Annotated in this window: 11 protein-coding genes; 5 read left to right on the top strand and 6 right to left on the bottom strand. The window is 40.9% G+C overall.

Features of this window, described 5'->3' with window-relative positions:
* Positions 1 to 211: 211 nt before the first annotated feature.
* From HEQ19_26340 to HEQ19_26315, 6 genes are all read right to left on the bottom strand, one after another.
* A complete protein-coding gene (locus tag HEQ19_26340) occupies positions 212 to 820 on the bottom strand; it encodes a Uma2 family endonuclease (protein WYM02470.1) in 609 nt (202 codons plus the stop codon).
* A gap of 203 nt (positions 821 to 1,023) precedes the next feature.
* The gene (locus HEQ19_26335; protein WYM02469.1) at positions 1,024 to 2,532 is read right to left on the bottom strand and encodes a serine/threonine-protein kinase; all 1,509 of its coding nucleotides are present in this window, start codon (positions 2,530 to 2,532) and stop codon (positions 1,024 to 1,026) included.
* Positions 2,533 to 2,666: 134 nt separating this feature from the next.
* Positions 2,667 to 4,289 carry a serine/threonine-protein kinase gene (locus HEQ19_26330; GenBank protein WYM03639.2) on the bottom strand — a complete coding sequence of 541 codons (1,623 nt, stop codon included), beginning with the start codon at positions 4,287 to 4,289 and terminating at the stop codon, positions 2,667 to 2,669.
* Positions 4,290 to 4,878: 589 nt separating this feature from the next.
* On the bottom strand, positions 4,879 to 6,063 hold the full coding sequence (locus HEQ19_26325; protein ID WYM03638.1) for an esterase-like activity of phytase family protein: 1,185 nt from the start codon (positions 6,061 to 6,063) through the stop codon (positions 4,879 to 4,881).
* A 48-nt stretch (positions 6,064 to 6,111) separates the two neighbouring features.
* Positions 6,112 to 6,327, bottom strand: coding sequence for a hypothetical protein (locus tag HEQ19_26320; protein WYM02468.1), 216 nt, complete (start codon positions 6,325 to 6,327; stop codon positions 6,112 to 6,114).
* Complete coding sequence (locus tag HEQ19_26315) at positions 6,324 to 7,811, bottom strand: TM0106 family RecB-like putative nuclease (GenBank protein WYM02467.1); 1,488 nt, start codon at positions 7,809 to 7,811, stop codon at positions 6,324 to 6,326. Before HEQ19_26315 ends, HEQ19_26320 begins: the two co-directional genes overlap by 4 nt.
* A 207-nt stretch (positions 7,812 to 8,018) precedes the next feature.
* Here HEQ19_26315 and HEQ19_26310 point away from each other — a divergent pair, with 207 nt between their 5' ends.
* The 5 genes from HEQ19_26310 to HEQ19_26290 all read left to right on the top strand — a co-directional run bounded on the left by HEQ19_26310 (position 8,019) and on the right by HEQ19_26290 (position 13,222).
* Entirely contained in the window at positions 8,019 to 9,203 is a 1,185-nt protein-coding gene (locus tag HEQ19_26310; protein WYM03637.2) for an aminotransferase class V-fold PLP-dependent enzyme, read from the top strand.
* Between the two features lie 184 nt (positions 9,204 to 9,387).
* Positions 9,388 to 10,485, top strand: coding sequence for a glycosyl transferase (locus HEQ19_26305; protein ID WYM02466.1), 1,098 nt, complete (start codon positions 9,388 to 9,390; stop codon positions 10,483 to 10,485).
* A gap of 285 nt (positions 10,486 to 10,770) precedes the next feature.
* Positions 10,771 to 11,826 carry an RRXRR domain-containing protein gene (locus tag HEQ19_26300; protein ID WYM02465.2) on the top strand — a complete coding sequence of 352 codons (1,056 nt, stop codon included), beginning with the start codon at positions 10,771 to 10,773 and terminating at the stop codon, positions 11,824 to 11,826.
* 27 nt (positions 11,827 to 11,853) lie between these two features.
* A complete protein-coding gene (locus tag HEQ19_26295; GenBank protein ID WYM02464.1) occupies positions 11,854 to 12,267 on the top strand; it encodes a secondary thiamine-phosphate synthase enzyme YjbQ in 414 nt (137 codons plus the stop codon).
* Positions 12,268 to 12,433: 166 nt separating this feature from the next.
* The gene (locus tag HEQ19_26290; GenBank protein ID WYM03636.1) at positions 12,434 to 13,222 is read left to right on the top strand and encodes a Nif3-like dinuclear metal center hexameric protein; all 789 of its coding nucleotides are present in this window, start codon (positions 12,434 to 12,436) and stop codon (positions 13,220 to 13,222) included.
* Positions 13,223 to 13,374: the final 152 nt, after the last annotated feature.

Raw genomic sequence — 13,374 nt, 5'->3', positions numbered from 1 at the left:
GTGTTTTTGCGTCAGAAGTTTCAAAATTTTTCTTTCTGCACCCAACAGGCAATAGGGGACAAAAGTCAACCGTCTTTTACGAAAAAAAGTTGTTATTAGTTACGCTTTAGCGCTTACTCTTTTAATTAATAGCGTTAAAGCGCAACTACGAACAAATCAATTCACCAAGTGTTGTTGACTTGAAGGACTACTAGTTTTAAGAGTTCCCTGTTTATTCTATATTTTCCAAAAAGTTGATTTTTTTATACAATTGCTTGAAAGACAATTTAATATTAATTGATGAAATATTTAAGATAGCATCTTCTGTTTCATACTCAGTCAAAAGCCATTGATTTTGAGAATTCTTGACATATTGCATGACATAATATTTAGTTTGATCAATCAAAATATATTCTTTAAATTCGGGAATTGAGCGATAATAGAGAAATTTATCACCCCGGTCATAGTCTTTTGTAGATTTAGATAAAACTTCAGCAATTAACAAAGGATTGGTAACTGTTGTGGTATTTGTGCTATAATAAACAGGTTGCCCTTCAATTACCATAACATCAGGATAAGTAAATTCGCGATACCGTGGTATCCACAATTTTACATCACCAATATAAACTTCATAGTCTAAATCATTTAATGCCAAATTCAGGGCAGTTGCTAAATTTAATGCCAGTTTATTATGATTTGTTGTTCCACCAGTCATTGGTGTAATTTCTCCATCTCTATATTCATTTTTATGATCAGCTTTTTCTTCTAGTTCTAAATATTCTTCTGGGGTATAGTAGGCTGTAACTGTTTTGATTTGTTGGGTAGTAGTTTGCAGTTTCATAGGTTTATCCTGTTAATAGTTTAATTTTTAGTAAGTAGCCGTCATGAATTGCGTACACCATGACACAGGAAAATCGGCATAGGGCATCTGTATTTTACATCGATATTGGTCAAAGTATTATTTTCAAGCTAGGTCGGCGCAAATTAATAATTATTAATTTATAATTCAACAGGGTTTGATTCTTCTCACTTCTTCCCAACGGGTCAACCGTCAACAAGATGCTGCTGTATGCGAGATTGCATTTGCTTGTATTGCTGCTTTAAGAGGTTTTTGCTCAAGTGGGATTGAGAAGATGGTGGTAGATGTTTACTCTGTTCTACCCAGGTTTGCAATTTTTGGCGCTGTGCTGAATTAATGTAACTGTTGATGATGTGATTGCATTTGTGGGGTGCTTCGAGGGTAAAGAAAATTAAGGGGTAGCGTTCATGTTCTGCTAATGCATAAACTAGTTGATGATTTTGGGGATTTTGCATATCTAGGTAACAGGGTAGCCATTTAGGGTCTAGTTGTCGATTGTAGAGGACTGTTAGCCACAGTAGCATGGGGTGGGGGGATGTGATAAAGATAAACTGGTTGTAACAGGTTGAATGCTTACGGCTATTGATTTCTGGTTGAGATAACATCAGCCATAGTGATGCTACAAATCCTTGTTTGGTGTCTAGTCGTTGGGGAAACACTATTTCTTGAATAGGTTTGTTTTGAGGCCAGACAAGTTGTCCAGATTTTTTTTCTGCTGATAAAGGTAATCCAGAACCAGTGAGAATTTTAGCAGAGGAAGTATCTCTGGGTGCAGTCCGAACTTTTTTTAATTCCTGATTTATGGGCTGATTTAAACTATCCAAAACTTGCATAACCAGAGCGATATTTGCGGGGCGATCGCTTGGTTTTTTGGCAAGACAAGTCATGATTAAATCATTGAGGGCTGGTGGTATTTGCAGATTTGGTTTGACATCGGTAATCATTTTTGGTGATTCAAAATGATGTGCTTTATACCAAGCGCCAAAGTAATCTGTTTCTGGTCGCCAAGGTTTTTCGCCTGTGAGCATTTCAAACATCATTACTCCCAGGCTATAAATATCGGATCGATTATCTAATTCTTCCCCTTCTAGTTGTTCTGGAGAACAATAAGGTAAGGTGCCACGAAATCCCTTATTTGTGTTGACTGTGGTGGAATTATGTATAAATTTAGCAATACCAAAATCGAGAATTTTGACTAAGTAACCTAACATGGGTTCGGGGATAACTAATATATTCGCTGGCTTGATATCTCTATGGACTAATGGATAAATTTCGCCGTCCATTTTCAAGCCTTTATGGGCACATTGTAAACCCAAACAAATCTGGCGTGTTATAGTTATAAACATTGCCAAAGACATTGGCATTAAATCTTTTAAACTTTCGCCAGATAGATATTCCATGACGTAGAATGGTTTACCTTGTTCACTGACGCCGTAATCATACGCTCGCACGATATGTATGCTTTGTTGACTTAAAGCGGCACTCATGAGAGCTTCACGAACAAAGTCTTGTTGCATTTCAGGATCTGAAACTGTCTGAGAGAGGAATTTGATCGCAACTGGTAGTCCTCCTAGCAACATATCATTTGCTAAAAAAACCTCGCCCATAGCTCCCCTACCAATTAAGTTTTGGAGTTGATAACGATTGGCAAGTAACCCTGTATTTTGTCTAGATGCAAATGCGGTTTGCTTCACTTTTACACCCTCTAATGATGATAAATTAAAAATACAATTTAACAAGGGTCAAGGCTCAATTAGGGGTGCAATTTTTTGAGCCATTAGTCGTTATCGGTTTGATTTCGGACTAAGATAAACGAAGTGGAAGGGATTTATTTTTGCCATAAAATTTCGTAAATTTGATGAAAAAACTTATATACCCAAGCTTTAACCCAAATTTTCTTGCCTTCGGGTTTTGCTGTTAATTTTCGTAAAATTTTACCTTTAATTCTTTCATATTCTGCCTTCAAAATTATTTGGGCTTGTTTGGCAGAAATAAATTCATTAGCTTCTTGACTATTCGCCAACCAATCTGTAAGTTGCTGACGCTGTTTAGCACTAATATTCAACGTTATTACATGAACACAATTATGTGGTGCTTCCAGAGAAAAAAATAGCAAATGATAATAGCCTTTTTCTGCTAAACCACGGACTATATTTTGCCCTTTACTATCTTTCATATTCAAGAAATAAGATAGCCATCGTGTGAGAGAAAGTTCGGCATCATATAAAACCGTTACCCATAATAGCATTGGATAGACATTCATTTTGGCAACAAATTCAGTGCCTTGGGTTTTATCTAAAAATTTGTCAATTTCTTGTTTGGGTAACATTGCCCAAAAAGTTGGTATAGTGCCTTGTAATGTATGTAACAAATAGGGAAACCCAATTGTTGCTATTGGTTTGTTCTTAGGCCAAGTCTTTTGCAAACATTCTTTTTCTGATAATGAAGTTACAGGGATTAATTGCACTGGATAAGCAGCTTCAAAGCTATCGCTACCCATACAAATATCATTTTCATTCCGCCAGGCAAATTGTTCTAAAATTTCTAATATTTCAGGGATATTTTGGGGGCGATCGCTGACTTCTTTGGCTAAACAAGTCATGACTAATTTTTGTAATTCCTGGGGGATTTTTACTTGGGAATTTGCATCCTCAAAGGTAGGAGGAGCTTGAAACCGATGAGCCTGATACCAACTACCAAAGGAGTTACTTGTTTTCTGGAATGGGTGTTTTCCTGTTAGCATCTCAAACATCAGTACACCCAAACTGTAAATATCAGAGCGGACATCGAGTAGTTTGCGTCCTTCCATGTGTTCGGGAGAGCAATAAGGTAAACTACCAATAAAAGATTCAGTCAGAGTCATCCCGCTACGCTCTGTTAAAAATTTGGCAATCCCAAAATCGAGAATCTTGACTATATTCCCTTTATTAGTATCTTCAACAATAAATATATTTTCTGGTTTAATATCCCTGTGAACCACGGGATAAATTTCTCCTTTGAGACTGATTCCTTGGTGAGCGCACTGTAAACCTAAACAAATTTGTTGACAAATATCTAAAAATTTGGGTATTGTTAGTTCCTGATGTTTGAGTATTTGTTTTAAATTTTTTCCTTGCAGATACTCCATAACATAAAATGGAATTTTATCTTCGGTGACACCGTAGCTCAACATGCGGACAATATTTTTACTTTTCCGTCCTAATTGAGCGCCAATAAAAATTTCTCTAGCAAAGCGTTGAGACATTTGCTGATCTCCCAAACTAAGTGAGAGAATTTTGATAGCGACCGGCATACCTCCTTTAGCTACGTCTTCTGCTAGGTAAACCCTACCCATACCCCCTTTACCTATCAAATCTCTGATTAAATAGCGATTACTTAAAAATTTGCCAATATAAATGTCTAATTCAGTTTTGGAAGTTACCATATTTTCTTCAATATGATTTTGCAGCATAGATTTATTTATCGTTGAATGATAAATCCAGAGAATTTGATTTTATCTAAAACCAATTACCAGGAAAATAGAGATTTGATTATCTCAAGTTTAAATCGTGATAAAATTAAGTTAATGATTGATAAAATAATTAAAAACTTATCTGCAATAACTCTTAAATATGGTGTAACACACTTATTAATTGGTATGTAAGAGAAATTTTACGGAAACTACAAATATTCATAATGTATTTGTCTAATAAAATCAGTAAATACACCATAAGTAAATCTAGCCAGTTACGATTGAATAAGGGACTAAAATCAACCATCACAGGGATTTTCTGGTGATAGACCCTGGCGCAACGCCTTGCGCCCTTACCACGGATGTTTGTGCTGAGGAGAACGGTAATCGATTTTGGATTGACCCTGACCACAAGCGGGTGTGGTGCGTCAGATATAAAATATTGAAAACACATCTGTTTTCTGGTTTTCTGACGCACCCTACTTATTGGAGATTTTTTTAATTGTCAGGGGGTGTGGTGCGTCAGATATAAAATATTGAAAACATATCAATTTTCTGGTTTTCTGACGCACCCTACTTATTGGAGATTTCAGCGGTTGAATATGCGGATTATACTGCGCCAGAACCTCATGATTGGTGTTTCGATTTTGAGTTTAAAGGCTAGTATCTGGGTGCGTTGCAATTTATTGAAATTGTTATCGCTGACGAGAATTAATGTGCGTTGTCCATCTGGTAATTGGGGACCGAGGGTTAAGCCTTCGATGTTGTCTAGCAGTAAGTCTAGATTTCTCAAATCTAACAGTAGTTTTTTCTGGACTGGTTTGATTTTTTTGCTGTCAACACTCAAAATGCTGTTGATATCATGAATGTCATCAGCATTTTCTAAGGAAACTTCAAAGAGGGAAATACCAAATCCTAAGCCACTAAAAGTCCTTTCTAAACTCAGAAAGTTTCCTTGATTATCGAGTGCAATTAAATCAGGTAATCCGCTGGCGAATTTGCCAGTAATATTGAATAGAGGTGAGACTGGTTCTGTCTGGTAAAGATATTCCTTTTCTGGTTGGTTGGTGAGTAGGTTGTATTGTATAATTCGACAAGGACTGCTGATTTTGGGTTGGGCTGCTGGACCATCTTGAATTAGCGCATTTTCGCTGGCTGTGAACAGATTCTTTTCGTCTGGTGTGATGGTCAGGCTTTCAAATGCTAAGTTTTGGCGGATACCTTGTTTACCATTTTTATCAGGTAAAAATTTGTCTGGTATGGGTAATTTTGTGATTACTTTACCAGAAGATAGTGAGAATTCTTGAATAAATGGATTAATGAGTTTGCTGACATCACCTTCAGAAGAAATGAAGATTGTTTCTTTGCTAGTTAAAGCAATTCCTTCTGTATCACTGGTACCTGGAGGAAACTTTTCTCCATTTTCATTTAATAAGGTGGTGACACCAACGGGAACAACGCCGTTTTTTTGCAATGTACCTTTGCTGAGGTCAATTTTCAGGGTGTAAAAACGGGCGGGTGCTTTTTCGCTACGGTCGTCGGAGATGGCGTAATAAAGGTCTTTTTTTTGGTCGTAGGTAATTCCAGATAACCCTCCTACTTGAGTTTTTTGGAAGGTTAATCCTGTGGGTAATATGGCTTGTCCGATCAACTCTATGTTAGTGACTGTTACAGCTGCTGATGCTAAGTTGCCCAAGCAGAGGCTAATAATCAGAATTGGGAGAATAAAGTAAATAATTCTTGGCCAGGATAACAGTTTTTTCAGGCGCTGCATAGATAGCGATGAGTGTGAAATTACTAAACACGATATCACGCTCAATTTCTAACTCAACGCCCTACAGGATTTCATATTGACTTGATCAATCACTGCTGTTGCTGGTGCGTTACAGCGCATCTGGTAATTCATCCTGAAAAACAGGCGCAAATAAGCGCCGTAACACACCCTACAGATGAAACCGTTACCAATAACCAATAACCAATGACAAATGACAAATGACAAATGACAAATGACAAATGACAAATGACAAATGATTTTCAAGGTAGTTGTCGATAATATTCTGGCTGGAAAAAGTTGACTAACCAGTCTTTAACATTGCGGGTGGCGCGGCAGTCGTCTTCGTTGTATTGTTGAATTATTTCTAATAAGGTGCGATCGCCTGTTTCTAACCACTGGTCATACCAGTATATACACTTGGCTCCGCTGGCTTCTGGATTACGCCACTCGAATCCTAACCAACGAGCAATGGCTTTGAGGGCGTAGCTTTCTACTGGTAAGGCGACGCTTTGAATTAATTGTTCATATACATCGACAAACCGATTTAATACAGGTCGCACGGAGGAATATGGTGTGTCATAAAGCTTTGCTAGCCTTTTGACTGTATCCAATTCGTAGACACAAAAATGATATATTGGCGCTTGGGGATATTGCTCAACTAAATTGAGAAATTGCTGCCAAATTAATTTTTCTGCTGCTGGATTTTCTGCTAAAAAAGAATAAAACTGTTCGGTGTTGGTTTGTCTGTCAACGACTAAAACGCCTAAAAGATAATTTAAATTTAAGTCTGGTTGGGCTTCAATATCAAAGTAAATTTCTATGGGGGCTGTAAATATGATGTCTTCGATTGGTGGTGGGTTGGGTAAGATCAACGGCCGATTTTCCAGGACAGATTGAGCTTGTACTATGAGCTTGGATGCAACTTGAGCATCGAAACCAAGTAGACTTTCTAGAACCCTGGGACTGGTATTGGCGAGGGATTCTACTGTGGTGATGGAAAGTGCTTGGAGTTGGCTATAGCGAATGGGTGTGACGCCTGGTAATAATGATAGATGTTTCTGAGATTGGGCGATCGCATAACATTGATTGTACCAATGGCAAAGATGGCATTTCTGACGGGCGATAAATACCTCTGGCGCCTCCAACAACTCTAAAGCTTGAATCAATTCTGCCAAAATCTCTTGCATCTGTGGCGTCCATTTGGATAGATCCACTGGATATGCTGTATCTTTGGTACGCAATAGTAACCATGCTGTCTGGGGTGCAACTTGCTGGACTGTCGCCAATATTTGGGTGTGAAATGCTGCTACTACTTGATATTCTTGCTTGGGGCGTTTACCTAGTTCTAAACTTGCGCTAACGTATATCCAATCACCAAAGCGGGATTTTCCTGGCTGTTTGGCGAGTAAATCGGGACAACTGAGGAGGGTATATTGTTGATGTTCGCCTGCAAAGTCTGTCCACTCGTTGTAATTTAGTAACAGCACTCCGTGACGAATGTAATCAACTCCTTGCTGCATCAATTCTAATGTGGCTACGTGCCCTGCTTGCCAGTTGAAGCGTGGATAGTTTGGTTGGTGATAGGTCAGTTTGGATAACACACCCAACTGATAAGCGATTTTATCTTGCTGTAGTTTGAGCAGCAATTCATTGGCTTCATCTCGCTGGCTTTTGTCACCGTGAGTATCTAAATAAGGTCGGCGTTTGCAGCGTTGATATTGCAGTAGGAGTTCAGCATTGATTAGCATTCCTTTAGGCTAACAATAATTGGCGCGTTGTGGAAGTAAACCACATCACTTATCAAGGATCAAGGCTAAAACTTGAGCCTTTGAGCCTAAAACTTGAGCCTTGTGGGGTGCGTCAGTGCGAAAATCTGGAATTTCATGAGTTGTCTGGTTTTCAGACGCACCCTACTTATGGGATATTTTTTTTTAATTGTCAGTGGGAGAATGAGAGTGAGTATTTCCGTTGCCAAAAATCGCTTGCATCAGCATCGAGAGCAATTTCCAGCTTTAGGGAATAAGATTTATTTTAATTACGGTGGACAAGGACCGATACCGCAAGGGGCGCTGGATGCGATTCACCAAGCTCAAATTCATATCCAGGAGATTGGTCCGTTTAGTGCTGAGGTGGCTAACTGGATTAATCAAGAGAAGAAAGCTGTCAAAGATGCGATCGCCTCTGAGTTACATGCACCATCGGATACAATTACTCTGACGGAAAATGTCTCTGTTGGTTGCAATATCGGGATTTGGGGTATAGATTGGCGCCAACGCGACCATCTGCTACTTTCTGATTGCGAACACCCAAGTGTGATTGCTACTACACAAGAAATCGCCCGGAGATTCGGGGTGGAAGTTACTACCTGTCCCCTGATGGCGACTTTAAATGAGGGGGACCCTGTAACAGTTATTGCTCAACACCTGCGCCCCAATACTCGCCTTGTGGTTTTAAGTCATGTGCTGTGGAATACGGGTCAAGTTTTACCTCTTGACAAAATTGTTAAATTATGCAGAAATAATCATTCCCTACTGCTGATAGACGCTGCCCAGTCTGTTGGTTTATTACCTTTAAATTTAACTGAATTAGGTGTAGATTTCTACGCTTTTACGGGTCACAAGTGGTTATGTGGACCTGCGGGTGTGGGTGGTTTGTATGTGCGCCCAGAAGTCAGAGAAATTTTGCAGCCTACATTTATCGGTTTTCGTGGCGTTGTGGCTGCGAACCCTGTGAATTGGCATCCTGATGGGCGAAGATATGAAGTAGCCACCTCAGCTTATGAATTGTACGTGGGTTTAAGGCAGGCGATCGCCGTTCATCAGCAATGGGGAACGCCACAGGAGCGTTATGAGCAAATTCTCCATAACAGTGAGTACCTTTGGCGAGGGTTGACGGCGTTACCCCAAGTCCAATGTTTACGAACTTCCCCACCCGAAAGCGGTTTAATCTCTTTCCAATTCACCAACCAGCTACAAAGTCTCAAGTTGGTGCAATTTTTGGAGTCACAACGGATATTAACCCGCACAATCGCCCATCCTAACTGTATCCGCGCCACGGTTCATTATTTGACTTTAGAGTCGGAGATTGACCAATTGGTTGACGGCGTGCAAAGATTTATTACAGCATCTTCCTCTGAATAGACCACGCTTTTGGGGCGCAAGCCCTTGCGTCCCTAAGACACACACATGTAACTCCTAACTCCCAACTCCCAACTCCTTACTCATTACTCATTACTCATTACTCCTTACTCATTACTCATTACTCCTTACTCATTACTCATTACTCATTACTCATTACTCATTACTCATTACTCCCAACTTCTAAATGGAACGCCCAATTATATATATAGCTATCACTAATCATGGTTTTGGTCATGCTACTCGCACAGCATCGTTGGTGGCGACAATTCAAAGGTTGTATAAAGATGTAGGGGATCTAGGCCTAGATCCCCTACTAATTATGGTGACTACTGCCCCACGGTGGTTGCTAGAGTGTTATATAGAAGGGGATTTTATCCATCGTCCCCGTGCTTTTGATTTGGGTGTGGTGCAAGCAGATAGCTTGACTATGGATAAAGAGGCGACCTTAGAAAAGTTAAGAGATATTAAGAAAAATCAAAATTCGTTGATTGCTTCGGAAGTCAATTTTATTCGGCAAAATCGGGTTAATCTGATTTTGGCAGATATTCCCTTCCTCGCCCCTCTCATGGCTAAGGCGGCGAATATCCCCTGTTGGATGGTAAGTAATTTTGGTTGGGATTTAATCTACCGTGATTGGGGTGAGGAATTTCGGGAAATTGCTGATTGGATTAGTAATTGTTATTCCAAAAGCGATCGCCTATTCCGTCTGCCTTTCCATGAACCGATGCCGGCTTTCAAGAATATTATAGATGTGGGATTAACTGGTGGTACTCCCCGTGTTGCTGTTGATGATTTACGCGCTAGTTGGGGTATAACTGCACCCAAAGAAAAGACTATTTTGCTTACCTTTGGTGGTTTGGGTTTGCAGCAGATTCCCTATGACAACCTGCAAAAATTTGCCGATTATCAATTTATTGTCTTTGATCAATCTGCTCCTGATTTACCCAATTTGGTGAAGATTAGTGACAAAAAATATCGCCCTGTCGATTTTATGCCTCTTTGTGCGCGAGTAGTTTCTAAACCGGGTTACGGTACTTTCGCGGAAGCGACAAAACTTGATGTACCTATCGTGACAATTACTCGCGAAGATTTTGCGGAAGCGGCTTTTATGTTAGAAGGTGTGCAGAATTATAACCAACATCAAATTCTCACGCCAGATGAATTTTTTCAAGGTTCCTGGGATTTTCTCTCTCAACCTCTCCAACCACGAAAGCAACCCCAACCCATTGCTAAGGATGGTAATGAAGTTATCGCCCAGGCTGTGATTAATTATCTTTGCTAAGAGACTTCCAGTTAAATGTCTAAAGGATAAAGGTCAATAACTCCGACCTGAAGGTACGGAGCTTGTAAGAAACAAATCTTACGTGTTTGACTAGCCCATTGAGACTAATCCTGATACGCACCTCCGAATACTTCCCCAGTTCGGACAAGTTGCAAGACTTTTTGTTAAGTCGTTGGGTAATGCCAAGACATTCTGGATTAGTTGGGCGAGGGGACTTACTACTTTACTCCGAGGATTATCTCCATGTTGCGAGTACCAGTATTAGCGTATAGCGGGAAACCATTAATGCCTACAAAGGCTAGCAGAGCAAGACGTTGGTTGAAAGAGGGGAAAGCAAAGGTCATTCACAACGACCTGGGTATTTTCCAAATCCAACTAACCAACCGCCACTATCTAAAAACTAAGAATACCCAGCCTATCGCCGTAGGAATTGACCCAGGAAAGCTATACACGGGTATGGCGGTACAATCTGCGAAGTTTACCCTCTGGCTAGCGCATCTCCAATTACCATTTAAAACCGTGCGAGACCGTATGGAGCAACGCGCCATGATGCGAAGGGGTCGCCGGGGTCGCAGAATTAACCGCAAAATAGCGTTTAAACTTCGCGCTCATCGTCAAGCAAGATTTGATAATCGTCGCCAACGTGGTATTCCTCCTAGCATTCTGGCTAATCGAGAATTAGAACTAAGAGTGCTGGACGAGTTATCGCTGATTTACCCCATCACTACCATCGTCTACGAAGTAATAAAAGCGCGTGGAGATAAGGAATTTAGTCCTGTAATGGTGGGTCAAAAATGGCAGTTAGAAAATCTCCGCAGCGATTGGGACTTCTGCTTTGAACTTAACGGGTGGGAAACCTCAAACATTAGGCGGGAACTGGGACTAGAAAAACAGAAACACTCAAAAGGCGATGCAATTCCAGCAACTCACGCAGTAGATGGTATAGCGCTCGCTTGCAGTGTATTCATCAAATACGGCATCATTGACCGCCATTCAAGAGGCTGGAAAGGGGATGTTACCGTAACTCCCGCACCATTTACAGTTATTCGTCGTCCGCCAATATCGCGCCGCCAACTTCATCTAATGGTTCCCTCAAAAGGTGGGATTAGAAGGAAATACGGCGGTACTGTTACCCGTCACGGTTTCCGAAAGGGCGACTACGTTGAGGCTACCCAAGGTAATAAAACCTATCGCGGCTGGGTAAGTGGCGATACTGAAAAACAAGTTTCTGTCTCTGATGCTGACTGGAAGCGGTTAGGTCAATTCAGCAAAAACAAAGTGCGATTGATTCAGCGTTCAACTGGACTAATTGTCACTAATCAAAGCAAAGCCGTCCTATAAGGACGGGGTTTCTACCCAAGAATTCTGATGACTCATTACCAAAAGCTACTGAGAGTTTCCACGACTGGTAAATCGTTTTATAATATCACCTCAAAAATTGCCGCGATTGTTGCTGAGTCGGGGGTGGAAACTGGACTGTGTACTTTATTTTTACGCCACACTTCAGCCAGTTTGGTCATTCAAGAAAACGCCGATCCTGATGTGCTTGTGGATTTAGCTGATTTTATGGCGAAACTTGTGCCAGAATCAGGTAAATATATCCATGATGCGGAAGGAGCGGATGATATGCCGGCACATATCCGTACAGCCCTCACCCACACTTCGGAACACATCCCCATTAATGGCGGTCACTTGGTGCTGGGAACTTGGCAAGGTATCTATATATGGGAACACCGTCAGCTTAATCATACCAGAGAGTTGGTTGTCCACATTTCTGGATGAATTTGTCATTTGTCATTTGTCATTTGTCATTCGTCACTACTCCCCAATCCCCAATCGCCAATTCCCAATTCCCAATTCCCAATCCCTGGTAACAGAGCGGAGCCGTTCGCGTAGCGTCTCGCAGAGAAGTGCAATCCCCAATCGCCAATCCCCAATCCCGAAATCTATGAAAATAGCTGATTTAATTACGTGGTTTGAAGCATGGGCTAATCCGGCTTGGTGTGAAAGCTGGGATAATTGTGGTTGGCAGGTAGAACCGGGAGTTCTGCAGGAATCAGCAAGGGTTTTGGTGTGTTTAACGCCGACAATAGCTGTGATGGAGGAAGCGATCGCCTGTAATGCTAATCTGATTTTTGCCCATCATCCCCTGATTTTCACTCCCCCTAAGTCTTTTCGCACAGGTTCGGCGATCGCCCAAATGGTACGATTGTCTTTTACCAAAAATATCGGGATTTACAGCGCCCATACCAATTTTGACCAGGTTCAGGATGGGACTGCTGATGTTTTGGCTCAAATTCTCGAACTCCAGGAAGTTACTCCTATAGTCCCGACGCAAGCAGGGTTAGGATATGGGCGAGTTGGGCTGTTAGAACCTGTGTTGATGTTACGGGATTTGTTGACGGTAATCCACACTCGACTCAAAAGCCCTAATCTGCTAGTTTCACCAACTACTGATTTACAACAGGCGATTTCACGAGTGGCTGTTTTAGGTGGTTCGGGAGCAAGTTTTATTTCGGCGGTTGTCAAAACAGGCGCGCAAGCTTATCTAACTTCTGATTGTAAGTTCCATCAGTTCCAAGAAAGCCGCGACTGCAATCTGATTTTAATTGATGCTGGTCATTACGCGACTGAACGCCCTGCTTGCGATCGCTTGGTGCAAAAATTCCGGTCTTTAAACTTAGACTGGGTGCAGTTGAGTGACCAGGATGAGAATTTCCGCCAGTTTTTTCCTTAAATACGGGTATCATATTTCTTGATAGTGTATTTGTGCCTGATCAAATATCGTCGCCTTGACTTGATGAATTTTTGTATATTTTGTTTTCGTTTCTTTGTGTGATTTTTTGATCTGGCAACTGGATTTTTTTGGAACTATAATCTCTATGGGTC

This window comes from Gloeotrichia echinulata CP02, assembly GCA_038087035.1.
In the GTDB taxonomy this organism is placed as follows: domain Bacteria; phylum Cyanobacteriota; class Cyanobacteriia; order Cyanobacteriales; family Nostocaceae; genus Gloeotrichia; species Gloeotrichia echinulata.
Note: the sequence above shows the minus strand (reverse complement) of the source record. Positions and strands in the feature narration are given on the sequence as shown.